Origin of the sequence: Mycobacterium sp. 3-98 (assembly GCF_035918355.1) — a bacterium.
Taxonomy (GTDB): domain Bacteria; phylum Actinomycetota; class Actinomycetes; order Mycobacteriales; family Mycobacteriaceae; genus Mycobacterium; species Mycobacterium intracellulare.
In genome coordinates, this window is the sequence record NZ_CP142360.1 from 2,743,418 (window position 1) to 2,767,820 (window position 24,403).

Here is a 24,403-nt window from a genome sequence, read left to right on the forward strand (position 1 = left end):
TGAGGCTACCGCGCCCGCCGCTCGAGATACCGGACCATCTGCTGCCAGTACACCAGGGTCAGCGCCATCTGCACGGCGACCGCGATCAGCGCCGGCCGCAGCCGGTGGCGGCGGGCGGCGAGCACCGCGCCCAACGCGGCGGCCGACGTCGCCGCGCTGACCAACGCCGCCGCATCGCGGGGGCGACGACTGATCCACAGCTCCTCGCCCAGCATCGCCCGCGTCGACCATGCGCGGTGATGGGCGGGCTTGCCGAAAACGAACGGGTTCGCGGCCAGCCACAGCGCGATCCACGCCGCGTGGCTCCACCGCCGCGTCCACGGCGGCACCAGGATCAACGGCGTGCTCGCCCACCGGCTCCACGCGCTCCACGGATGGCAGTGCCGCGCGAAGACCGCACGCCGAACGCGCGCAACGGATACCACCGAGCTACCGCATCGCGGTCTTGGAACGTTCGGCCGGAACGACGACCGGGGCGCCGGCGGCCGGGGCGGAGGGCAACGGCGTCCGCGAAATGCCCGGGGTGCCCAGCGCTCCGGCCAGCCAGGGCAGCGCGGCGGCGAACACGCGGTCCGCGAACGGCCAATCGTGCCGGCCGGGCTGCGGAACGACGGCGCAGTCGATTCCGTTGGCGCGGCCGAGCGCGCACAGCGAATAGGCGGCCGCGGTCTGATTGGCGGGGTTGGCGGCCGCCTCGCGTCCGGCCAGACGGATGGCGCCGCTGTCGGTCAATGTGATGTCCCGGCGCGCCGTCGGCGGACCGTCCGACGAAATCGCGAACCAGCCGGCGACGTCGCGGTACGGCCCATGCCGGGTGATCACCGTGGACGGATCGAAAGCCGCCCAGGCATCGGCGTTTCCGCCGAACAGCCGGGTGATGGTCTGGGCCTTGTTGCCGGCATTGGGGAAGAAGTCGCCGGCGACGTCGACGAACGCGCTGAACATATCGGGATGCATGACGGTCAAGTCCACGGCGCAGGTCCCGCCCATGGACCAGCCCGCCACACCCCAGTTGGACCGCAGCGGGCTGACACCGAACGCCGAAACCATATAGGGCACGACGTCTTTGGTGAGGTGGTCGGCGGCGTTGCCCCGAACCCCGTTGACGCATTCGGTGTCGTTGTTGAAGGCGCCGCCGGAGTCCACGAACACGAACACCGGCGCCTTGCCGTCGTGCGCGGCCGCGAAGTCATCGATCGTCTTGACCGCGTTGCCCGCACGGGTCCAGTCCGCCGGCGTGTTGAACTGCCCGCCGATCATCATCACGGTCGGCAACGGCGGCGGCGGGGACGTGGCGAACCATTCGGGCGGCAGGTACACGAGCTCGCCACGGTGTTTGAAGTGCGACCCGTCCGAGGGGATCGCGACGGGCACCACGGTGCCGTGCGGTGGCCGGGTTCCCTTGGCGGCCATGGCGGTAACGGTCGCCTGGTCGGTCTGATCGGGCAGCGGGCCCGACGTCAGCTGGCTCCACGCGGACTGGACGGTGGGGAAGTAGCCCACCCACAGGTTGAGCACCAGCGCCGCGCTCAGCAAGCACAACGGCACGGCCAGCATCCCCGCGCCGCGCCGCCAGCGGCGCGCGCTGCCCCAGCCCAGCACCAGCACCGCCGCCGCCACGCCCGTCAGCGCGATCCACACCCACAGCGCCGTCGGCGCCGGCTCCTCGGAGAGTCCATGGTCGACGACGTACCAGTGGGTCAGGTAGGCGGCGGCGCCGCCGCTCAGCGCCGCCACCGGCATCCGCACCGCGCGCCAGCGACGCGACCGCCACCCGACCGCCAACGTCAGCACGACGGCGGCCAGCACCTGGATCGTCGTCGGCACCCAGCCATGCATCAGCGAGGTGTGACTAAGAGCCAGGAACTGCGCGGGCGCACCGTTCGTCGAGGCTGTCACGTGAGTCATTGTGATCTATTGTTTACCGGCCTGGAACCTGTTTGCCTAATGTTCGCCCACTACGAACGCAGTGTTGCTGACCTCGATCAATGGGGTTTGGCCAGCGGGAACGGCAGCGTCTCCCGGATGCTGCGGCCCGTTATGAGCATGACGAGGCGATCGACGCCCATCCCGAGTCCGCCGGTGGGCGGCATCGCGTATTCCATCGCCTGCAGGAAGTCTTCGTCGAGCTCCATCGCCTCGGGATCCCCACCCGCGGCCAACAGCGACTGCTCCTGCAGGCGGCGACGCTGTTCCACCGGATCGGTGAGCTCGCTGTAGGCGGTGGCCAGCTCGACACCCCACGCCACCAGGTCCCACCGCTCGGCGACGCCGGGCTCGCTGCGATGCGGCCGGGTCAGTGGCGACACCGACGTCGGGAAGTCGATATAGAAAGTCGGCTCCTCGGTCCGGTCCTCGACCAGATGCTCGTACAGCTCCAGCACCACCGCCCCGGCGTCCCAGTGCGCCCGATACGGAATGTGCGCGGCATCCGACAGCTTGCGCAGCGCGGGCAGCGGCGTGGCGGGGTCGATGTGCTCGCCGAGCGCTTCGGAGACGGCGTCGTACACGGTCTTGACCGCCCACACGCCGGAGATGTCGACCGGCTCGAGGCCGCCACCGGTGCCTTGGCCGCGGGGGCGCATGACGGCCTGCTCGCCGTGGGCGGCCTCGGCGGCGTTCTGGATCAGCTCGCGGCACCCGTCGATCCAGACCTTGTAGTCGGCGTGCGCCTGATACGCCTCCAGCAGGGTGAACTCCGGGTTGTGGCTGAAGTCCACGCCCTCGTTGCGGAAGGCCCGGCCCAGCTCGAAGACCCGCTCGACGCCGCCGACGCATAACCGCTTGAGGTAGAGCTCCGGCGCGATCCGCAGGAACAGGTCCATGTCGTAGGTGTTGATGTGCGTGACGAACGGCCGGGCGGTGGCTCCGCCGTGGATCTGCTGCAGGATCGGGGTCTCGACTTCGATGAACCCGTTGTCGAAAAGCGTCTGCCGGACCGAGCGCAACACCTCGCTGCGTGCCGTGATCAGTTCGCGAGACTCGGGATTGACCGCCAGGTCGACGTAGCGGGTCCGCACCCGGGCCTCCGGATCGGTCAGCCCCTTCCACTTGTTGGGCAACGGCCGCAAGCACTTACCGATCATCCGCCAGTCGCCGACGATCAGCGAGCGGGTTCCCTTCTTGGAAAAGCCCATGTGGCCGGAGACCTCGACCAAGTCGCCGAGATCGATGGCCGCCGTGAAGTCGGCCGTTCGCCCGCGCTGCAACTGCGAATTGTCCAGCAGCACTTGCATTTCCCCCGACCAGTCACGCAGGTGGGCGAACAGCACCCCGCCGTAGTCGCGTATTCGCAGTATCCGGCCGGAGACGGTGATCGTCTCCCGGTCGTCCGTGTCGAGCGCCGCGGCGACGGTGTGACTGGGCGGATGGCCCACCGGATACGCGTCGATGCCCTTGCGCCGCAACACCTTCAACTTGGCCAGGCGCACCCGAACCTGCTCGGGCAGCCGGGATCTCGCCTCTTCCTCGTCGGCCGACTCCTGGCGCCTCTGCAGCCCGCTGACGTCCGGCGCGCTCCCGTCGTGGTGCAGCAGCCCGGACGCGGCCAGCCGGGCGGGGACGGCCGGGTGGTGACCCGTGTGCGGCTTGCGCCGGCCGAACGGCAGGACGAGGAAGCCCTCGGCCAGCGCCGAGGCGACCCCGACCCGCGGGATCAGGCGGGCGTCCTCGTAGCAGGCATACCGCGGCACCCATTCGGGCTGGTACTTCATGTTGGAGCGATACAGCGTCTCCAGCTGCCACCACCGCGAGAAGAACAGCAAAAACCCGCGCCACAGCCGCGCGACGGGGCCGGCGCCCAGTTGGGCACCCTGTTCGAAAGCCGAGCGGAACATCGCGAAGTTCAGTGAAATGCGGGTGATGCCAAGGTTTTCCGCGTTGAGTGCGAGGTCGCTGACCATCAGCTCGATGGTGCCGTTGGGGGACTGGGGCGATCGGCGCATCAGGTCCAGGGAGACGCCGGTGGTTCCCCACGGGACCAGCGACAGCATCGCGACGACGGCGCCGTCCCGGTCCAGGGCCTCGACCAGCAGGCAGTCCCCGTCGGCGGGGTCGCCGAGGCGGCCCAGCGCCATGGAAAACCCGCGCTCGGTTTGGGTGTCGCGCCAGGCGTCGGCGCGGGTGATGGTGTCGGCCATCTCGTCGGCGCCGATGTCGCGGTGCCGCCGGATCCGCACGGTCAGGCCGGCCCGGCGGGCGCGGGTCACGGCCTGTCGGACTCCGCGCATGTCGGGGCCGGACAGCTTGAAGTCGGCGGTCCGCAGGATGGCCTCGTCGCCGAGCTCCAGCGCGTTCAGGCCGGCTTCGCGATATGTCCGCGCCCCCTGGGTGCTGGCGCCCATGACGCCGGGCGCCCAGCCGTAGGTTTGGCACAGACCCAGCCAGGCGTCGGCGGCCTGGGACCACGCCCGGGGATCGCCGATCGGGTCGCCGCTGGCCAGGCAGACGCCGACCTCGACCCGGTAGGTGATGGCGGCGCGCCCGCTCTGGGCGAAAACCACCGACTTGTCGCGGCGGGTGGCGAAGTAGCCCAGGGAGTCGTTCTTGCCGTACAGCTCGAGCAGCCCGCGGATGGCCGATTCGTCCTCGCCGGTGAGCGCGTTCTCCGCGCGCTGAGATTGAAAGAGCACGATCGTCGCCATGATCAGCGCGAGCGCGCCGAACAGACCGAAGATCGCGTTGAGGAACACGTGCGGCCGGCCGGTGAACAGGTCCGGATCGGCGAGCGCGAATCCGACCACCCGGTTGGCCACGTAGGGCAGGCGATCCGGGCGGGCCAGCGTTCCGGGGAACAACTCGACCAGGCCCCAGGACACCAAGATCCCCACCACATCGCCGGCCACCAGCACGCCGGCCGCCTTGACCAGCGCGCCCCGGCGGACCTTGGCCCAGAACTCCCGATAGGCCAACACCAGCAGGACGATCGCGACGATGTGCAGGGCGAACCCGAGATTCTCGCCCAAGATCTCGGCGGCGGTGTTGTCCCCGGCGGCGATATCGGCGGCGTTCAGGCCGGCGGCGAGAATCATGTTGCCCAGCAACAGCAGCCAGGCGATCCGCTTGCGCGCGGTCAGGGCCGCGGCCAACAAGGCCAACACGAACGACCACGCGATGCTGGTGTCGGGGAAGTTGAACAGATAGTCGTTGATGAACTCGCGCGGAACCTTGATCAGGTAACGGATCAGGGGGGACACACTGCCCAGCAGCGACACGGTGGCGATGACACCCACGGTCCATCCGGCCGCCGCGGGCACCCAGCGATACCGCGAGTTCGATCGGCTACGGGGCCCCAAGTGCGGCCCCGAACGGGGGCCTGAACGAGGAGAAGCGAGTGTCACAGACCGCGAGGATATGCCCTCAATCCGTGAAAAGCTTGCCGAAGCGCTAAGAGTGGCGGGCGCGAGTTTGCACGCGTTTTTCGGGGCCGGTCGGTGGCCGGCGCGGCGCCGCCGACCGGCCGAAGTGCTAAAAGGCACCTCAAGGCTGCTAAACTGACGCCTGCGACCATCCCGGCGAACGCCAGGAACAGTTAAGTGGAGTCCCACTCCCACCGCGAACCGACGAGATCCCTGTGCGGATCTGCGGAAGGTTCGACGGTCCGGTCACAGGCAGCGCGTATGCCTGTTCCGCGTCCAGCGCGGGCGGCCCGAGTAGCCCTCGGCCGCGATCGGTCGGCATTGGGCCCTGCTTGTGCAGGGCTTTTTTGCTCGTGGTGTGGTGTTTCCGCCGCTGCTTCCCGACGAACCCAGGCAACGGTCGTCACCGCAGGACATAGAGAAGCCCAACAAGGGAGGCCCCATCAGCACTGAGACCCGCGTCAACGAGCGCATCCGCGTACCTGAAGTCCGATTGATTGGCCCAGGGGGAGAGCAGGTAGGCATAGTGCGCATCGAAGACGCACTGCGCGTCGCTGCGGACGCCGATCTGGACCTTGTCGAAGTTGCCCCGAACGCCAGGCCGCCGGTCTGCAAGATCATGGACTACGGCAAGTTCAAATACGAAGCGGCGCAAAAGGCGCGCGAATCCCGCCGCAACCAGCAGCAGACCGTCGTCAAGGAACAAAAGCTGCGACCCAAGATCGACGATCACGACTACGAGACCAAAAAGGGCCACGTCATCCGCTTCCTGGAGGCGGGATCGAAGGTGAAGGTCACGATCATGTTCCGCGGACGTGAGCAGTCGCGGCCCGAGCTGGGCTATCGGTTGCTGCAGCGCCTGGGCGCGGACGTCGCCGAATACGGTTTCGTGGAGACGTCGGCCAAGCAGGACGGCCGCAACATGACGATGGTGCTGGCGCCGCACCGCGGCGCGAAGACCCGCGCCAGGGCGCGGCACCCCGAAGAGGTGGGGGGCGCAGCGGCACCGGATTCCGACGCCGCCGACGCCGAACCGTCGTCGAACTGACCTAGTCGAACTGACCTAATAACGAGAACCGAGCGAGAACCAGAGGAAACATGCCCAAAGCCAAGACCCATAGCGGGGCGTCAAAGCGCTTCCGGCGCACCGGAACCGGCAAGATCGTCCGGCAGAAGGCCAACCGCCGGCACCTGCTCGAGCACAAGCCGACGAAACGGACCCGGCGGCTCGACGGCCGCACCGTGGTGGCCGCCAACGACGCCCAGCGGATCAATCGGCTGCTGAACGGCTGATCACCGCGCCGGCCAGACCCGCATCGCGAGCTGGCACGGCGAACCCATTTATCGACCCACTACGCATGAACGAGAGTAGGAACATCCAATGGCACGCGTGAAGCGGGCGGTCAACGCCCACAAGAAGAGGCGCAGCATTCTCAAGGCCTCGAAGGGCTATCGCGGCCAGCGATCCCGGCTCTACCGCAAAGCCAAAGAGCAGCAGCTGCATTCGCTGCAGTACGCCTATCGCGACCGCCGCGCGCGCAAGGGCGAGTTCCGCAAGCTGTGGATCTCGCGGATCAACGCGGCGGCTCGCGCCAACGACATCACCTACAACCGGCTGATCCAGGGCCTCAAGGCCGCCGGCGTGGAGGTGGACCGCAAGAACCTGGCCGACATCGCGGTCGCGGACCCGGCCGCCTTCACCGCGCTGGTCGACATCGCCCGCGCGGCGCTGCCCGAGGACGTCAACGCCCCCTCGGATTCGGGAGAAGCCGCCTAACCGGCCCGACCGAAGATGCCCGACCGGCAGGTGCTGACCGAACGTTCGGCCAGGGTCGCCGCGGCGGTCAAACTGCATCGCCACGTCGGGCGCCGTCGGGCGGGGCGTTTCCTCGCCGAAGGCCCGAACCTGGTCGAGGCGGCCTCGCGTCGCGGCCTGGTCCGCGACGTCTTTGTCACCGAGGTCGCCGAGCAGCGCCATGCGGCGTTGCTGGCGGGCCTGGACTGCCCGGTCCACCCGGTCACCGAGCGCGCCGCGAAGGCGCTCTCCGACACGGTCACCCCGGCGGGGCTGGTCGCGGTGTGCGACATGCCGGCGACCCGCCTCGATGACGTGCTGGCGGGCGCGCCGCAGCTGGTCGCGGTGGCCGTCGAGATCGGCGAGCCCGGCAATGCCGGCACCCTGATCCGCCTCGCGGACGCGATGGGCGCGGCGGGCGTGATCCTCGGCGGCCGCAGCGTCGATCCGTACAACGGCAAGTGCCTGCGCGCCTCGGCCGGCAGCATCTTCTGCGTCCCTGTCGTCGTCGCGCCGGACGCCCTCGCCGCCGTGGACGCGGTGCGCGCCGCGGGTCTGCAGGCGCTCGCCACCACCGTGGACGGTGAGCGACGGCTGGACGAGGCCGGCGAACTGCTGGGCAGGCCGACGGCGTGGCTGTTCGGGCCCGAATCCCACGGCCTGCCAAGCGAAATCGCGTCGGCGGCCGACCACCGGCTGCGCATCCCGATGTCCGGCGGCGCCGAGAGCCTGAATGTGGCGTCGGCCGCGGCCATCTGTCTGTACCAGAGCGCGCGGGCCCTGAAGCTGCCTACGCGGCCTTGACCGCGCGCTTCGGGCGGCCCCGCCCGGCGCGCAGGCCGGCCAGCGACAACGTCGTGTGCACCAGCGATCCGGCCCGCTCCAGCAGCGCCCGGGCGGGTTGCAGGGCGGGGTCGAACGGCAACTTGGGCGGCGGCGGGAAGTAGTGCATCGGCAGCCCGCGGCGGTCGCGCGGCGGCGCCATGAACGGCGGGGCCTCGACCAGCGGCGCGTCGCTGGGCAGCCGTCCCTCGGCGCGGCGGTAGGCGGCCAGCGCGCGCGGGTGCAGCCGGATCTCGTCGGGCACCGCCAGGAACGCGAGTTCGACGATCTTGCCGAACAATCGCAGCAACACCTCGTCACCCGGAGTCCAACGCATACCGGCTTTTTCGCGGACCGCGGGCTCGAACAGCCCGGCCGCGATCCAGCGCTGCCCGGCCACCAGCGGTTTGAAGATCTGGTCCCAGATCGGTGTCGGCATCAGCACGAACCTGGGTTTGGGAATGCGGATGTCGAAGATGTCGAGGACCGCCTGGTTGATCTCCAGCTCCTCGCGACCGACCCGCTCCCAGTACTCCTGGAATTCGTCCCACGACCCGGGCACCGGCCGCATGCTCATCCCGTACATCCGGTACCACTGCACGTGCTCGTCGAACAGCTGCCGCTTCTCGGCCTCGGTCAGGCCGCCGCAGAAGTACTCGGCCACCTTGACGATCAGCATGAAGAACGTGGCGTGCGCCCAGTAGAAGGTGTCGGGGTCGAGCGCGTGATAGCGGCGGCCCTCGGCGTCGACGCCCTTGATCGTGCGGTGGTAGCCCTTGATCTGCTGCCCGGTCTGGGCCGCGCGGTCGCCGTCGTACACCACGCCCATGATCGGGTAGACCGACCGGGCCACCCGCTGCAGCGGCTCGCGCAGCAGGATCGAATGCTCCTCGACGGCGGCGCCCAGTTCGGGGTACATGTTCTGGATCGCACCGATCCACACGCCCATCATTCCGGTGCGCAGATCGCCAAAATACTTCCAGGTCAAAGAATCTGGTCCGAGCGGATCAGCGGGGGTAGTCGATCTGGCAGTCATCGCGGCCTCCTGCACCGATTGGCCTCACGATAACTTTTGACAACGAGTGTTGTCTACGATTTCGGTGATGTGTCCCCGCAGCTGTTATCGAGGTTCCACACCGGTGTGCCGCCACCGTGATCAGGCGGTGAGGTGCGACTTGTGACACACCCGCCGGGGCCGTCGTTGCCTGCCTCTGACGAAACCAAATAACCTGGCCAGGTGGAACTCGCGCGTCGCGATCTGAAGCCGGGCGAGCCCGACGAATCCCGCGCGGCGCACTCCGCTTCGCGGCGCACGCCGCTGTCGGTGCACAACGCGACCCAATGGCTGCACGGCCGCAATCACAGCCCCGGGGCGGTCGCCCTGGTCCGGCGGGCCCGCCGGCTGTTGCCGGGGGACCCCGAGTTCGGCGATCCGTTGTCCACGGCCGGCGACGGCGGTCCGCGCGCCGCGGCGCGCGCGGCCGACCGGCTGCTGGGGGACCGCGACGCGGTGTCGCGTGAGGTCAGCCTCGGGGTGCTGCAGGTGTGGCAGGCGCTGACCGAAGGCGTTTCCCGCCGGCCGGCCAATCCGGAGGTGACGTTGGTCTTCACCGACCTGGTCGGGTTTTCGACGTGGTCCCTGCGGGCCGGCGACGACGCGGCGCTGGCGCTGTTGCGTCAGGTGGCGCGGGCCCTCGAGCCGCCGCTGCTCGACGCCGGCGGGCACATCGTCAAACGCATGGGTGACGGACTCATGGCCGTGTTCGGCGATCCGACGGTCGCCGTGCGGGCCGTGTTGGCCGCCAAGGAGGCGGTCGGATCGGTCGAGGTGGAGGGCTACACACCGCGGATGCGCGTGGGGATCCACACCGGACGACCGCAGCGGCTGGCCTCGGATTGGCTCGGCGTGGATGTGAATATCGCCGCACGAGTTATGGAACGGGCCACCAAAGGTGGAATCATGGTGTCGAGTTCAACGTTGGATCTCATACCGCAAAGCGAGTTGGACGCGTTGGGCGTCGAGGCCAAGCGGACCCGCAAACCGGTTTTCGGGCCGAAGCCCGCCGGCATGCCCGCCGATTTGGCGATATATCGCCTCAAGACTTTTAGGGAGTTGTCAGGCTCTGATGACACAGCCGAAACAAAACCGCAGCCATAATGGGTGCCAATGCTAGGGGGCATCGTGTCCCGGCTCGCCCGGGTCCAATTCACCGTGGGGTATGCGGCGCTGCTGCTTGCCATCAGCTGCGCCATCCTGGTGCTCGGCCCGGACGCACATGACGTCATCGTCGCCCGCGCCAGCACCAACCTGCACAACCTGGCCCACGGGCACCTCGGCACGCTGCTGGGCAGCGCGCTGGTCGTCGACGCCGGGCCGCTCTACTTCTGGCTGCCCTTCCTGACCTGCCTGCTGGCGCTGGCGGAGCTGCATTTGCGCACCATCCGGCTGGTGGTGGCGTTTCTCGTCGGCCACATCGGCGCGACGCTGCTGGTGGCCGCCGCCCTGGCCGGGGCGGTCGAATTCGGCTGGCTGCCCGTGTCGATCACCCGGGCGAGCGACGTCGGGATGAGCTACGGCGCGCTGGCGGTGCTCGGCGCGATGACGGCGGTGATCCCGTCGCGCTGGCGGGCCGCCTGGGTCGGCTGGTGGGTGGCGGCGGGCATCGCTTCGGCGATCGTCGGCGGCGACTTCACCGACGCCGGTCACACCGTCGCGGTGATCCTGGGCGTGCTCGTGTCGGCGCGGTTCCGGCAGCCGATCCACTGGACACCGGCGCGGTACCTGATGCTGGCGGCTTCCTCGGGCTTCGGTTTCCTGATGCTGGCCCACCACTGGGGGACCATGGCGGCGACCCCGGTGTTCGGTCTCCTCGGCGCCGTGGTCGCCTACGCGGGGGCGAAGTACGTCACCGGCCGGGGCCTGCCGGTCGCGCCGCTGGACGGCGACGACACGCTGCCCGGTCCGGCGCCGGCCGTCGCCGGCTGAGTCCCGCCGCGCAGTTGCCCAGCGCCCGCCGGGCGCCGCGGATCCGATCACTATGATCAGCAGTCGTCCCGTGCCGCGCGGAATGCACCATCGATGCGGGCAGCCCTAACAGCCTCGTCAGCAAGGAGAGTGTCGCCGCGTGGGTGAGCAACCCGTCGACCTGTCGCCCGAAGCGTTGACCGCGGCGGTCAACGCCGCGCGGCAGGCCTTCACCCGGGCCGACGACCTCGACGCGCTGGCGCGCGCCAAGACCGAGCACCTCGGCGACCGCTCACCGCTGGCGCTCGCGCGCCAGGCGCTGGGGGGCGTTGCCAAAGACCAACGCGCCGATGCCGGTAAGCGGGTCAACGCCGCGCGGGGCGAGGCCCAGCAGGGGTACGACGAACGCCTCGCGGCCCTGCGCGCCGAACGCGACGCCGCCGTGCTCGTCGCCGAGCGCATCGACGTCACGTTGCCTTCGACGCGGCAGCCGACCGGGGCGCGGCACCCGATCACGATCCTCGCCGAACACGTCGCCGACACCTTCATCGCCATGGGTTGGGAAGTGGCCGACGGCCCCGAGGTCGAAAGCGAACAGTTCAACTTCGACGCGCTCAACTTTCCCGCCGACCACCCCGCGCGCAGCGAGCAGGACACCTTCTACATCGCGCCCGAGGATTCTCGGCAGCTGCTGCGCACCCACACCTCGCCGGTGCAGGTGCGCACGCTGCTGGCCCGCGAGTTGCCCGTCTACATCGTCTCGATCGGCCGCACGTTCCGCACCGACGAGCTCGACGCCACCCACACCCCGGTCTTCCACCAGGTCGAGGGCCTGGCGGTGGATCGCGGCCTGTCCATGGCGCACCTGCGGGGCACGCTCGACGCGTTCGCGCGCGCCGAGTTCGGCCCCGAGGCGCGGACCCGCATCCGCCCGCACTTCTTTCCGTTCACCGAGCCCTCCGCCGAGGTCGACGTGTGGTTCGTCGGCAAGAAGGGCGGCCCGGGCTGGGTGGAGTGGGGCGGCTGCGGGATGGTGCATCCAAACGTGTTGCGGGCGGCCGGAATCGACCCCGAGGAATACTCCGGCTTCGCGTTCGGCATGGGCCTGGAACGAACGCTGCAGTTCCGCAACGGGATTCCGGACATGCGCGACATGGTCGAGGGCGACGTCCGGTTCTCGCTGCCGTTCGGGGTGGGTGCCTGATGCGCGTTCCGTACAGCTGGCTGCGCGAGGTCGTGAACGCCGGCGCGCCGGACTGGGACGTGGCCCCCGCCGAGCTGGAGCAGGCGCTGGTGGACATCGGCCACGAGGTCGAAGAGGTTCTCACCCTCGGCCCGGTCGAGGGCCCGCTGACGGTGGGCCGCGTCACCGACATTGAGGAACTCACCGGTTTCAAGAAGCCGATCCGGTTCTGCCACGTCGACGTCGGCGAGGATAAAGACCGCGAGATCGTCTGCGGCGCAACCAACTTCGTGGCCGGTGACCTCGTGGTGGCGGCGCTGCCGGGCACCACGCTGCCCGGCGGATTCGCCATCGCCGCGCGTAAGACCTACGGCCGCACCTCGGAGGGAATGATCTGCTCGGCGGCCGAACTCGGTTTGGGCGCCGACCATTCCGGGATTCTGGTGCTGCCGCCGGGCACCGCCGAACCCGGCGCCGACGGCCACGCCGTGCTGGGCCTCGACGACGTGATCTTCCACCTGGCCATCACCCCCGACCGCGGTTACGGCATGTCGCTGCGGGGCCTGGCGCGCGAGATCGCCTGCGCCTACGACCTGGACTTCGTCGACCCCGCGGACGTCAAGCCGTTGCCGGCCAACGGGGAGGCCTGGCCGCTGACGGTGCAGCCCGACACCGGCGTGCGGCGGTTCGCGCTGCGCCCGGTCACCGGCATCGAGCCGGCGGCCGTGTCACCGTGGTGGCTGCAGCGCCGCCTGCTGCTCTCGGGCATCCGCCCCACCTCGCCGGCCGTCGACGTCACGAACTACGTGATGCTCGAGCTGGGCCACCCCCTGCACGCCCACGACCGTAACCGCATCACCGGCGGCTTCGGCGTGCGCTTCGCCCGTCCCGGCGAGACCGTCGTCACCCTCGACGACATCGAACGCAAACTGGAACCGGCCGACGTCCTGATCGTCGACGACACGGCGACCACGGCGATCGGCGGCGTGATGGGCGCGGAGAGCACCGAGGTGCGCGCCGATTCCACCGACGTGCTGCTCGAGGCCGCGGTCTGGGATCCCGCCGCGGTGTCGCGCACCCAGCGCAGATTGCACCTGCCCAGTGAGGCCGCCCGCCGCTACGAGCGGGGCGTGGATCCGGCCATTTCCGTTGCCGCGCTGGACCGCTGCGCCACGCTGCTCGCCGAGATCGCCGGCGGCGCGGTGTCCGACACGCTGACCGATTGGCGGGGTAACCCGCCCCGCGACGAGTGGGCCGGGTCGCCGATCGACATCGCCGCCGACCTGCCCGGCCGCATCGCCGGCGTGGCCTACGCCCCGGGCACGGCCGCCAAGCGGCTGTCCCAAATCGGTGCCGCCGTCGCCGAACGCGGCGACACACTGACCGTCACCCCACCCAGCTGGCGACCCGACCTGCTGCAGCCCGCCGACCTCGTCGAGGAGGTGCTGCGGCTCGAGGGCCTGGAGGTCATCCCGTCGGTGCTGCCGTCCGCGCCGGCCGGCCGCGGGCTGTCCGCCGTGCAACAGCGCCGCCGCGCCATCGGCAGGTCGCTGGCCCAGTCCGGGTACGTCGAGATCCTGCCGACGCCTTTTCTGCCCGCCGGGGTGTTCGACCTGTGGGGGCTGCCGCCCGACGACCCGCGGCGCGTCACGACCGACGTGCTCAACCCGCTGGAGGCCGACCGCCCGCACCTGGCCACCACCCTGCTACCGGCGCTGCTGGAAGCCTTGGTGCGCAACGTATGCCGCGGTCTGGTCGACGTTTCGCTCTATGCCCTTGCGCAGGTGGTGCAGCCGACAGCAGAGACCCGCGGCGTGACGCCGATCCCCGTCGACCGCCGGCCCACCGACGCCGAGATCGCCGCGCTCGACGCGTCGTTGCCGCGCCAACCCCAGCACGTCGCCGCGGTGCTGACCGGCCTGCGGGAAGCGCGCGGCCCCTGGGGGCCGGGCCGGCGCGCCGAGGCCGCCGACGCGTTCGAGGCGGTGCGCATCATCGCCCGCGCCGCCGGCATCGACGTGCGGTTGCGGGCGGCGCAGCAGCTGCCGTGGCACCCGGGCCGCTGCGCCGAGGTGCTCGTGGGCGACACGACGGTCGGGTACGCGGGCCAGCTGCACCCGGCCGTGACCGAGCGCTCCGGGCTGCCCAAGGGCACCTGCGCCCTCGAACTCGATCTCGACGCCGTGCCCCTCGTCGCGGCGCTGCCCGCGCCCCGGGTGTCTCCGTTCCCGGCCGTCTTCCAGGACGTCAGCCTGGTGGTGCCGGCGGACGTACCGGCTCAGGCGGTGGCCGACGCCGTGCGCGAAGGCGCGGGCGAGCTGCTGGAAGACCTGCAGCTGTTCGACGTTTTCACCGGCCCGCAGATCGGGGAGGACCGCAAGTCGCTGACCTTCGCGCTGCGGTTCCGGGCGCCGGACCGCACGCTGACCGAGGACGACGCCACCGCGGCCCGCGAGGCCGCCGTGCGCCGGGCCGCCGAGTCGGTCGGCGCCGAGCTCCGCGCCTGATGGAATGGATTTGCAAACTACTGCATAACCATGCAAAATCGTCGAAATGGCCGACGTGATCAAGGTGGCAGTTGCCGGTGCCAGCGGCTATGCGGGCGGTGAAATCCTCCGCCTGCTGCTCGGGCACCCGGCCTACGCCCAGGGGCGCCTGTCGATCGGCGCGCTGACCGCCGCTGCCAGCGCCGGCAGCACGCTCGCCGAGCACCATCCGCACCTGACGCCGCTGGCCCAGCGCGTCGTCGAGCCGACCGAGCCCGCCGTGCTCGCGGGCCACGACGTGGTGTTCCTGGGCTTGCCGCACGGCCATTCGGCCGCGCTGGCCTCTCAGCTCGGCCCCGACACCGTGATCATCGACTGCGGCGCGGACTTCCGGCTCACCGACGCCGCCGCGTGGGAGCGGTTCTACGGCACCCCGCACGCCGGCAGCTGGCCCTACGGGCTGCCGGAGCTCCCGGGCGCGCGCGAGCGGCTGCGCGGCGCGCGCCGCATCGCGGTTCCCGGCTGCTACCCGACCGCGGCGCTGCTGGCGTTGCTGCCCGCGCTGGCCGAGGACCTCGTCGAGCCCGCCGTCACGGTCGTCGCCGTCAGCGGCACCTCCGGGGCCGGGCGGGCGGCCAAGACCGACCTGCTGGGCGCCGAGGTCATCGGGTCGGCGCGCGCCTACAACATCGCCGGGGCGCACCGGCACACCCCGGAGATCGCCCAGGGGCTGGGGGCCGTCACCGGCCGCGACGTGACGGTGTCATTCACCCCGGTGCTGATCCCGACGTCGCGCGGGATCCTGGCCACGTGCACCGCCCGCACCCGTGCGTCGTTGCCGCAGCTGCGGGAGGCCTACGAAAAGGCTTACGACGCAGAGCCTTTCATCTACCTGATGCCCGACGGTCAGCTGCCCCGCACGGGTGCGGTGATCGGCAGCAACGCGGCGCACATCGCCGTCGCGGTGGACGAGGCGGCCCAGACATTCGTGGCGATCGCCGCGATCGACAACCTGGTCAAGGGCACGGCCGGGGCCGCCGTGCAGTCGATGAACCTGGCGCTGGGTTGGCCGGAGGCGGAAGGCCTTTCGGTGATCGGGGTGGCGCCGTGACGCGCACCGAGACGCCGCGGTTGCTGCGCGAGCAGGGCGTCACCGCGCCGGCCGGATTCCGGGCGGCGGGCATCGCCGCCGGCATCAAGGTCTCGGGCAAGCGCGACCTGGCCCTGGTCTTCAACGAGGGCCCCGATTACGCGGCCGCCGGGGTGTTCACCCGCAACAGGGTCAAGGCCGCGCCGGTGCTGTGGAGCCAGCAGGTGCTGAGCACGGGCGCGCTGCGCGCGGTGATCCTCAACTCCGGCGGCGCCAACGCCTGCACCGGGCCGGGCGGGTTCCAGGACACCCACGCCACGGCCGAGGCGGTCGCGGCCGCGCTGTCGGACTGGGGCACCGAGACCGGGGCCATCGAGGTCGCGGTGTGCTCCACCGGGCTGATCGGCGACCGGCTGCCGATGGACAAGGTGCTGTCCGGCGTGCGCGCGATCGTGCAGGACATGGCCGGCGGCCTGTCCGGAGGCGACGATGCGGCCCAGGCCATCATGACCACCGACACCGTGCCCAAACAGGTTGCGCTGCACCACCCGGACAGCTGGACGATCGGCGGGATGGCCAAGGGCGCGGGCATGCTCGCGCCGTCGCTGGCGACCATGCTCTGCGTGCTGACCACCGACGCGGCCGTCGACGCCGCGGCGCTGGACTCCGCGCTGCGCCACGCCACCGCGCGCACCTTCGACCGGCTCGACATCGACGGCGCGTGCTCGACCAACGACACGGTGCTGCTGCTGGCCTCCGGGGCCAGCGGGATCGCGCCGGACCAGCGCGATCTGGACGACGCCGTGCTGCGTGTCTGCGACGACCTGTGCGCGCAGCTGCAGGCCGACGCCGAGGGCGTCACCAAGCGCGTCAACGTCACCGTCACCGGCGCCGCCTCGGAGGACGACGCCCTGGTCGCCGCGCGGACCATCGCCCGCGACAGCCTGGTCAAGACGGCGGTGTTCGGTTCGGACCCCAACTGGGGACGGGTGCTCGCCGCCGTCGGCATCGCGCCCATCGCCCTGGATCCCGATCGGATCACGGTGTCGTTCAACGGCTCCACGGTCTTCGCCGACGGGGTGGGGGCGCCGGGGGCGCGCGAGGTGGATCTCTCGGAAGCCGACATCGACATCGCCGTCGATCTGCGGCTCGGCGACGGACGGGCCACCATCCGGACCACCGACCTGTCCCACGGTTACGTCGAAGAGAATTCGGCCTACAGCTCATGACCCGCGCCAGCGACTTATCCACCGCGGTCAAGGCGCAGGTGCTCGCCGAGGCGCTGCCCTGGCTCAAGCAGTTGCACGGCAAGGTCGTCGTCATCAAGTACGGCGGCAACGCCATGACCGACGACACGCTGCGGCACGCGTTCGCCGCCGACATGGCGTTCCTGCGCAACTGCGGCGTGCACCCCGTCGTCGTGCACGGCGGCGGCCCGCAGATCAGCGCGATGCTGCGCCGGCTCGGCATCCAGGGTGACTTCAAGGGCGGATTCCGGGTCACCACACCGGAAGTGCTCGACGTGGCGCGGATGGTGTTGTTCGGCCAGGTCGGCCGCGAGCTGGTCAACTTGATCAACGCGCACGGACCGTACGCGGTCGGCATCACCGGCGAGGACGCCCAGCTGTTCACCGCCGTGCGGCGCAGCGTCACCGTCGACGGCGTGGCCACCGACATCGGCCTGGTGGGAGACGTCGAGCGGGTCAATACCGCCGCGGTGCTGGATCTTATTGCCGCACGGCGCATTCCGGTGGTGTCGACGCTGGCGCCGGACGCCGAAGGTGTGGTGCACAACATCAACGCCGACACCGCCGCGGCGGCGCTGGCCGACGCGCTGCACGCCGAGAAGCTGTTGATGCTCACCGACGTCGAAGGCCTGTACACGAGTTGGCCCGACCGCGATTCGCTGGTCAGCGAAATCGACACGGCCACACTGTCGCAACTGCTACCCACGCTGGAGGCGGGCATGATTCCCAAGGTCGAGGCGTGTCTGCGGGCCGTGACCGCGGGCGTGCCGAGTGCGCACGTCATCGACGGCCGGGTCGAACATTGTGTGCTGGTGGAGCTTTTCACCGACGCGGGCACGGGCACCAAGGTGGTATCCGCCGGCGACGATGCAGAGCGCAGCGATGAGGAGGAGCGGCGCAGGTGGAAGGCATGAGTAATACCGACGCCCTGAAGCGGCGCTGGGAAGCCGTGATGATGAACAACTACGGCACCCCCGCGATGGCCCTGGCCAGTGGCGACGGGGCCGTGGTCACCGACGTCGACGGCAAGAGCTACCTCGACCTGCTGGGCGGCATCGCGGTCAACATCCTGGGCCACCGCCACCCCGCGATCATCGAGGCCGTCACCCGGCAGATGGCGACGCTGGGCCACACGTCCAACCTGTACGCCACCGAACCCGGCATCGCGCTGGCCGAGGAACTGGTGGCCCTGCTGGGCGTGCCCGAGGAAACGCCGGCGCGGGTGTTCTTCTGCAACTCCGGCACCGAGGCCAACGAGGTCGCGTTCAAAATGTCCCGGCTCACGGGCCGCACGAAACTGGTTGCCGCGCACGAGGCTTTCCACGGCCGGACGATGGGATCGCTGGCGCTGACCGGCCAGCCGAGCAAGCGGGCGCCGTTCGCCCCGTTGCCCGGCGACGTCACCTACGTGCCGTACGGCGACGCCGCGGCGCTGGCCGCGGCGGTCGACGACGACACCGCGGCGGTGTTTCTGGAGCCGATCATGGGGGAGAGCGGCGTCGTCGTCCCGCCCGAGGGATACCTGGCCGCCGCACGCGATGTCACCGCGCGGCACGGCGCCCTGCTGGTGCTCGACGAGGTGCAGACCGGGATGGGCCGCACCGGAACGTTTTTCGCCCACCAGCATGACGGCATCACCCCCGACGTGGTCACGCTGGCCAAGGGGCTCGGCGGCGGCCTGCCCATCGGGGCGTGCCTGGCCGTCGGGCGCTCCGCCGAGCTGATGACACCTGGCCTGCACGGCAGCACCTTCGGCGGCAATCCGGTCTGCACCGCGGCGGCGCTGGCGGTGCTGCGGGTGCTGGCGTCCGACAACCTGGTCCGCCACGCCGAGGTGCTGGGCAAGTCGTTGCGGCACGGCATCGAGGGGCTCGGCCACCCGCTCGTCGACCACGTGCGCGGGCGCGGACTGCTGTGCGGGGTGGTGCTCACCGCGGCGCGGGCCAAGGACGCCGAGGCGGCCGCGCGCGAGGCCGGGTTCCTGGTGAACGCCGCCGCGCCCGACGTCATCCGGCTGGCGCCGCCGCTGATCATCACCGAAGACCAGCTCGACGGGTTCATTTCCGCGCTGCCGGGCATTCTCGAGGGGGCCGCACGTGGTTAGGCATTTCCTGCGCGACGACGACCTGTCGCCCGCCGAGCAGTCCGAAGTGCTGCAGCTGGCCGCCGAGCTGAAGAAGGACCCGTTCAGCGCCCGCCCGCTGGAGGGGCCGCGCGGGGTCGCGGTCCTGTTCGACAAGAACTCCACCCGCACCCGGTTCTCGTTCGAGGTGGGCATCGCCCAGCTCGGCGGGCACGCCGTCGTCGTCGACGCCCGCAGCACCCAGCTGGGCCGCGACGAGACCCTGGAGGACACCGCGCGGGTGCTGTCCCGCTACGTCGAGGCCATCGTCTGGCGCACGTTCGCCCACGAGCGACTCGAGGCGATGGCCGGGGCCGCGACGGTGCCGGTGGTCAACGCGCTGTCCGACGAGTTCCACCCCTGCCAGGTGCTCGCCGACCTGCAGACCATCGCCGAACGCAAGGGAGCGCTGCGTGGCCTGCGGATGACCTACTTCGGCGACGGCGCCAACAACATGGCGCACTCGTTGATGCTCGGCGGGGTCACCGCCGGCATCCACGTCACGATCGCCGCCCCGGACGGCTTCGCCCCCGATCCGGCGTTCGTGGCCGCGGCCCGCCGGCGCGCCGAGGACACCGGCGCCTCGGTCACCGTCACCGCCGACGCCGGGGCGGCCGCGCGCGGCGCCGACGTCCTGGTCACCGACACGTGGACGTCGATGGGACAGGAGGGCGACGGCCTGGACCGGGTCAAACCGTTCCGGCCGTATCAGATCAACGCCGATCTGCTGTCGCTGGCCGACCCGGAAGCCATTGTGCTGCACTGCCTTCCGGCTCATCGCGGCGACGAGATCACCGACGAGGTGATGGACGGCCCGGCCAGCGTGGTCTTCGACGAGGCCGAGAACCGGTTGCATGCCCAAAAGGCGCTGCTGACATGGCTTTTGGAGCGGCGGTCATGACCCGCTCGAAAGCCACGCCCGAAACTACCCGGGCCGGGCGCCAGGACCGGATCGTGGCGATCCTGTCGTCGGCGTCGATCAGCAGCCAAAGCGAACTGGCGGCCCGGCTGGCCGGCGAGGGCATCGAGGTCACCCAGGCCACCCTGTCGCGCGACCTGGAGGAGCTGGGCGCGGTGAAGCTGCGCGGCGCCGACGGCGGGGTCGGCGTCTACATCGTTCCCGAGGACGGCAGCCCGGTGCGCGGCGTGTCGGGCGGCACCGCCCGGCTGTCCCGGTTGCTCGGCGAGCTGTTGGTGTCGGCCGACTCCAGCGCGAACCTCGCGGTGCTGCGCACCCCGCCCGGCGGTGCCAACTATTTGGCCAGCGCGATCGATCGCGCGGCGCTACCGTACGTCGTCGGCACCATCGCCGGCGATGACACCGTCTTCGTGGCCGCCCGAGAGCCGATGACCGGCGCCGAACTGGCCACCACATTGGAAAAACTCACGTAAGCGATTTCAACCTAAGGAGATTGGTTCATGTCAGAACGCGTCATCCTGGCGTATTCCGGCGGTCTGGACACCTCGGTGGCCATCAGCTGGATCGGCAAGGAGACCGGCCGTGAGGTCGTAGCGGTGGCGATCGACCTCGGCCAGGGCGGCGAAGACATGGAGGTCATCCGCCAGCGGGCCCTGGACTGCGGGGCGGTGGAGGCCGTCGTCGTCGACGCCCGCGACGAATTCGCCGAGGGTTACTGCCTTCCCACCATCCTGTCCAACGCCCTCTATATGGATCGCTACCCGCTGGTGTCGGCGATCAGCCGGCCGTTGATCGTCAAGCACCTGGTGGCGGCGGCCCGCGAGCACGGCGGCAGCATCGTCGCGCACGGCTGCACCGGCAAGGGCAACGACCAGGTCCGGTTCGAGGTCGGATTCGGTTCGCTGGCACCCGATCTCGAGGTGCTGGCGCCGGTCCGCGACTACGCCTGGACGCGCGAGAAGGCGATCGCGTTCGCCGAGGAGAACGCCATCCCGATCAACGTCACCAAGCGCTCGCCGTTCTCGATCGACCAGAACGTGTGGGGCCGCGCGGTGGAAACCGGCTTCCTGGAACACCTTTGGAACGCGCCCACCAAGGACGTCTACGCCTACACCGAAGACCCCACGCTGAACTGGAGCACCCCAGACGAGGTGATCGTCGGGTTCGAGCGCGGCGTGCCGGTGACGATCGACGGCAAGCGGGTGTCGGTGCTGGGCGCCATCGAGGAGCTCAACACCCGCGCCGGCGCGCAGGGCGTCGGCCGCCTCGACGTCGTCGAGGACCGGCTGGTGGGCATCAAGAGCCGCGAGATCTACGAGGCGCCCGGCGCCATGGTGCTCATCACCGCGCACACCGAACTCGAACACGTCACGCTCGAGCGCGAGCTGGGCCGGTTCAAGCGGCACACCGATCAGCGTTGGGCCGAGCTGGTGTACGACGGGCTGTGGTACTCCCCGCTCAAGGAGGCACTGGAGAGCTTCGTCGCCAAGACCCAGGAGCACGTGACGGGCGAGGTGCGAATGGTGTTGCACGGCGGCCACATCGCGGTCAACGGGCGGCGCAGCGCCGAATCGCTGTACGACTTCAACCTGGCCACCTACGACGAGGGCGACAGCTTCGACCAGTCGGCCGCAAAGGGTTTCGTCTACGTGCACGGCCTGTCGTCGAAGATCGCGTCCCGCCGGGACCAGACGGTGACGGGCCCGGCCGAAGCGTGAGCACGCGCGAGGGATCGCTGTGGGGCGGGCGGTTCGCCGACGGCCCGTCGGACGCGCTGGCCGCGCTGAGCAAGTCCACCCATTTCGACTGGGTGCTGGCCCCTTACGACATCGTCGCCTCGCGGGCCCACGCCGTGATCCTGTTCCGGGCCGGGCTGCTGACCGAAGAGCAGCGCGACGGGCTGCTGGCCGGCCTGGACCAGCTCGCCTCCGACGTCGCCGACGGCAGCTTTTCGCCGCTGGTCACCGACGAGGACGTGCACGCGGCGCTGGAACGCGGGCTGATCGACCGCGTCGGGCCCGAGCTGGGCGGGCGGCTGCGGGCCGGCCGGTCGCGCAACGACCAGGTGGCCACCCTGTTCCGGATGTGGCTGCGCGACGCGGTGCGCCGGGTCGCCGCCGGGGCGCTGGACGTCGTCGGCGCGCTGGCCGCCCAGGCCGCCGCGCACCCCGACGCCATCATGCCCGGCAAAACCCACCTGCAGTCCGCCCAGCCGGTGCTGCTGGCCCACCACCTGCTCGCGCACGCCCACCCGCTGCTGCGCGACGTCGACCGCCTCGTCGACTTCGACAAGCGGGCCGCGATCTCCCCGTACGGCTCCGGGGCGCTGGCCGGGTCGTCGCTGGGCCTGGACCCCGGCGCGATCGCCGCTGAGCTCGGCTTCGCGGCCCCCGCCGACAACTCCATCGACGCCACCGCGTCCCGAGATTTCGCCGCGGAGGCGGCGTTCGTTCTCGCCATGATCGGCGTCGACCTGTCCCGGCTGGCCGAGGACGTCATCCTGTGGAGCTCGACCGAATTCGGCTACGTCACCCTGCACGACTCGTGGTCCACCGGCAGCTCGATCATGCCGCAGAAGAAGAACCCGGACATCGCCGAGCTGGCCCGCGGCAAGTCGGGTCGGCTGATCGGAAACCTGGCCGGCCTGCTGGCCACGCTGAAGGCCCAGCCGCTCGCCTACAACCGTGACCTGCAGGAAGACAAGGAACCGGTGTTCGATTCGGTGGCCCAGCTGGAGCTGGTGCTGCCCGCGATGGCGGGGCTGGTGGGAAGCCTGACGTTCGACGTCGACCGGATGGCCGCCCTCGCGCCGGCCGGCTACACGCTGGCGACCGACATCGCCGAATGGCTGGTGCGCCAGGGGGTGCCGTTCCGCTCCGCGCACGAGGCCGCCGGCGCGGCCGTGCGCGCCGCCGAGCAGCGCGGCGTCGGGCTCGACGAGCTGACCGACGACGAGCTGGCCGCCATCAGCGGCGACCTGACACCGCAGGTTCGCGAGGTCTTGACGATCGAGGGCTCGGTGGCGTCGCGCGACGCGTGGGGCGGCACCGCGCCGGTCCGGGTCGCCGAGCAGATCGAAAACGTCCTGGCCAGCGCCGGAACGCTCAAAGAGCGGCTCGAGGACCGGGCGCGCGGGAGCCGTTGAGATGACGTCGGTTTCCGTGCCCCGCGCTGTCGCGCCGACTAGACTGCGGGCTCAAAGCGATCCGGATGAACGTTTCGGGCCGGATCCCCGTGACCAAGGGGTGGGAAACCAATGAGCGTCGTTGCCGGCGTCTTCGGTGCGCTACCGCCGCACCGTTATTCGCAGCGCGACCTCACCGACTTCTTCGTCAGCATCCCCGAGTTCGCGGACTACGAAGACATCGTCCGGCAGCTGCACGCCAGCGCCAAAGTCGACAGCCGCCACCTGGTGCTGCCGCTCGAGCAATACCCCACGCTGACCGACTTCGGCATGGCCAACCGGATCTTCACCGAGCACGCCGTGAACCTCGGCTGCGAGGCGCTGTCCGGCGCGCTCGACGAGGCGGGACTGCGGGCGCAGGACGTCGACGTGCTGATCACGACGACCGTCACCGGCCTGACGGTGCCGTCGGTGGACGCCCGGATCGCCGCGCGGCTCGGCCTGCGCGACGACGTGCGCCGCGTGCCGCTGTTCGGCCTCGGCTGCGTGGCCGGCGCGGCCGGTGTCGCCCGAGCGAACGACTACCTGCGTGGTGCGCCCGACGCCGTCGCCGCCCTGGTCTCGGTCGAGCTGTGCTCGCTGACCTACCCCGGATACAAGCCGTCGCTGGCGGGGATGGTCGGCAGCGCCCTGTTCGCCGACGGCGCCGCGGCGGTGGTGGCCGTGGGCGACCGGCGCGCCGAACAGCTCGCTGCCGCCGGGCCCAGCGTGCTGGATTCGCGCAGCCACTTGTATCCCGATTCGCTGCGCACCATGGGCTTCGACGTGCGTTCGGGCGGATTCGAGCTCGTGCTGTCGAAGGACGTCGCGGCGGTCGTGGAGCAATACATCGAGGACGACGTCACCCAGTTTCTCGGCGCCCATGGCCTGACGCCGACCGACATCGGCGCGTTCGTCAGCCACCCCGGCGGACCCAAGGTCATCGAGGCGATCAACGCGGCGCTCAGCCTGCCGCCGGAGGCCCTCGAACTCACCTGGCGTTCGCTCGGCGAGATCGGCAATCTTTCGTCGGCGTCGGTGTTGCACGTGCTGCGCGACACCCTCGCCAAGCCGCCGCCGAGCGGAAGTCCCGGCCTGATGCTCGCGATGGGGCCGGGATTCTGTTCCGAATTGGTGTTGTTGCGTTGGCACTGATGGTCGCTCGTGTACCTCCGTTCCTGCCCTGAGGCGCCCTCTTGGGGCGGCGGGGAGGTTGTGACGGTGGGTCGACCGACGGCCCTTTGGAGGAGCCGG

The 24,403-nt window shown here is 70.5% G+C and carries 20 protein-coding genes and 1 pseudogene; 17 read left to right on the plus strand and 4 right to left on the minus strand.

Features of this window, described 5'->3' with window-relative positions:
• Positions 1 to 5: 5 nt before the first annotated feature.
• The 3 genes from QGN30_RS13260 to lysX all read right to left on the minus strand — a co-directional run bounded on the left by QGN30_RS13260 (position 6) and on the right by lysX (position 5,339).
• Complete coding sequence (locus QGN30_RS13260; protein ID WP_026071355.1) at positions 6 to 425, minus strand: DUF6653 family protein; 420 nt, start codon at positions 423 to 425, stop codon at positions 6 to 8.
• A 4-nt stretch (positions 426 to 429) separates the two neighbouring features.
• Positions 430 to 1,908 carry an alpha/beta hydrolase gene (locus QGN30_RS13265; RefSeq protein WP_026071356.1) on the minus strand — a complete coding sequence of 493 codons (1,479 nt, stop codon included), beginning with the start codon at positions 1,906 to 1,908 and terminating at the stop codon, positions 430 to 432.
• 77 nt (positions 1,909 to 1,985) lie between these two features.
• Positions 1,986 to 5,339 (minus strand): bifunctional lysylphosphatidylglycerol synthetase/lysine--tRNA ligase LysX, encoded by a 3,354-nt coding sequence (gene lysX / locus QGN30_RS13270; RefSeq protein WP_416366855.1) that lies wholly within the window; start codon positions 5,337 to 5,339, stop codon positions 1,986 to 1,988.
• 460 nt (positions 5,340 to 5,799) lie between these two features.
• Here lysX and infC point away from each other — a divergent pair, with 460 nt between their 5' ends.
• The 4 genes from infC to QGN30_RS13290 all read left to right on the plus strand — a co-directional run bounded on the left by infC (position 5,800) and on the right by QGN30_RS13290 (position 7,956).
• Positions 5,800 to 6,405, plus strand: a complete 606-nt coding sequence (infC, locus tag QGN30_RS13275; protein WP_026071357.1) for a translation initiation factor IF-3 — start codon at positions 5,800 to 5,802, stop codon at positions 6,403 to 6,405.
• Positions 6,406 to 6,455: 50 nt separating this feature from the next.
• Entirely contained in the window at positions 6,456 to 6,650 is a 195-nt protein-coding gene (rpmI, locus tag QGN30_RS13280) for a 50S ribosomal protein L35 (protein ID WP_008257635.1), read from the plus strand.
• An 88-nt stretch (positions 6,651 to 6,738) separates the two neighbouring features.
• A complete protein-coding gene (rplT, locus tag QGN30_RS13285) occupies positions 6,739 to 7,134 on the plus strand; it encodes a 50S ribosomal protein L20 (protein ID WP_008257634.1) in 396 nt (131 codons plus the stop codon).
• A gap of 30 nt (positions 7,135 to 7,164) precedes the next feature.
• A complete protein-coding gene (locus QGN30_RS13290; RefSeq protein ID WP_248923686.1) occupies positions 7,165 to 7,956 on the plus strand; it encodes a TrmH family RNA methyltransferase in 792 nt (263 codons plus the stop codon).
• Here QGN30_RS13290 and QGN30_RS13295 read toward each other — a convergent pair.
• The gene (locus QGN30_RS13295; RefSeq protein WP_008257632.1) at positions 7,943 to 9,010 is read right to left on the minus strand and encodes an oxygenase MpaB family protein; all 1,068 of its coding nucleotides are present in this window, start codon (positions 9,008 to 9,010) and stop codon (positions 7,943 to 7,945) included. The genes QGN30_RS13290 and QGN30_RS13295 overlap by 14 nt on opposite strands.
• 201 nt (positions 9,011 to 9,211) lie before the next feature.
• Between QGN30_RS13295 and QGN30_RS13300 the strand changes: the two genes are divergently transcribed.
• The 13 genes and pseudogenes from QGN30_RS13300 to QGN30_RS13360 all read left to right on the plus strand — a co-directional run bounded on the left by QGN30_RS13300 (position 9,212) and on the right by QGN30_RS13360 (position 24,304).
• A complete protein-coding gene (locus QGN30_RS13300; protein ID WP_009955220.1) occupies positions 9,212 to 10,132 on the plus strand; it encodes an adenylate/guanylate cyclase domain-containing protein in 921 nt (306 codons plus the stop codon).
• A gap of 9 nt (positions 10,133 to 10,141) precedes the next feature.
• Complete coding sequence (locus tag QGN30_RS13305) at positions 10,142 to 10,960, plus strand: rhomboid-like protein (protein WP_020188598.1); 819 nt, start codon at positions 10,142 to 10,144, stop codon at positions 10,958 to 10,960.
• Between the two features lie 139 nt (positions 10,961 to 11,099).
• Complete coding sequence (pheS, locus tag QGN30_RS13310; RefSeq protein ID WP_225341870.1) at positions 11,100 to 12,143, plus strand: phenylalanine--tRNA ligase subunit alpha; 1,044 nt, start codon at positions 11,100 to 11,102, stop codon at positions 12,141 to 12,143.
• Entirely contained in the window at positions 12,143 to 14,629 is a 2,487-nt protein-coding gene (pheT, locus tag QGN30_RS13315) for a phenylalanine--tRNA ligase subunit beta (RefSeq protein WP_248923123.1), read from the plus strand. Before pheS ends, pheT begins: the two co-directional genes overlap by 1 nt.
• A 30-nt stretch (positions 14,630 to 14,659) precedes the next feature.
• Positions 14,660 to 15,719: pseudogene (gene argC / locus QGN30_RS13320) on the plus strand (N-acetyl-gamma-glutamyl-phosphate reductase).
• Complete coding sequence (gene argJ / locus QGN30_RS13325) at positions 15,716 to 16,927, plus strand: bifunctional glutamate N-acetyltransferase/amino-acid acetyltransferase ArgJ (protein WP_014382751.1); 1,212 nt, start codon at positions 15,716 to 15,718, stop codon at positions 16,925 to 16,927. Before argC ends, argJ begins: the two are co-directional and overlap by 4 nt.
• Positions 16,924 to 17,859 carry an acetylglutamate kinase gene (gene argB, locus QGN30_RS13330; RefSeq protein ID WP_038536554.1) on the plus strand — a complete coding sequence of 312 codons (936 nt, stop codon included), beginning with the start codon at positions 16,924 to 16,926 and terminating at the stop codon, positions 17,857 to 17,859. Before argJ ends, argB begins: the two co-directional genes overlap by 4 nt.
• Entirely contained in the window at positions 17,847 to 19,049 is a 1,203-nt protein-coding gene (locus tag QGN30_RS13335) for an acetylornithine transaminase (RefSeq protein ID WP_136245053.1), read from the plus strand. The genes argB and QGN30_RS13335 overlap by 13 nt, the downstream gene beginning before the upstream one ends.
• Complete coding sequence (gene argF / locus QGN30_RS13340; RefSeq protein ID WP_014382748.1) at positions 19,042 to 19,968, plus strand: ornithine carbamoyltransferase; 927 nt, start codon at positions 19,042 to 19,044, stop codon at positions 19,966 to 19,968. The genes QGN30_RS13335 and argF overlap by 8 nt, the downstream gene beginning before the upstream one ends.
• Positions 19,965 to 20,459, plus strand: coding sequence for an arginine repressor (locus QGN30_RS13345; protein ID WP_008257622.1), 495 nt, complete (start codon positions 19,965 to 19,967; stop codon positions 20,457 to 20,459). Before argF ends, QGN30_RS13345 begins: the two co-directional genes overlap by 4 nt.
• Positions 20,460 to 20,486: 27 nt before the next feature.
• The gene (locus QGN30_RS13350; protein ID WP_008257621.1) at positions 20,487 to 21,704 is read left to right on the plus strand and encodes an argininosuccinate synthase; all 1,218 of its coding nucleotides are present in this window, start codon (positions 20,487 to 20,489) and stop codon (positions 21,702 to 21,704) included.
• Positions 21,701 to 23,131, plus strand: coding sequence for an argininosuccinate lyase (argH, locus tag QGN30_RS13355; protein WP_014385092.1), 1,431 nt, complete (start codon positions 21,701 to 21,703; stop codon positions 23,129 to 23,131). The genes QGN30_RS13350 and argH overlap by 4 nt, the downstream gene beginning before the upstream one ends.
• Positions 23,132 to 23,242: 111 nt before the next feature.
• A complete protein-coding gene (locus tag QGN30_RS13360) occupies positions 23,243 to 24,304 on the plus strand; it encodes a type III polyketide synthase (RefSeq protein WP_036459114.1) in 1,062 nt (353 codons plus the stop codon).
• The last annotated feature ends 99 nt before the right edge of the window (positions 24,305 to 24,403 follow it).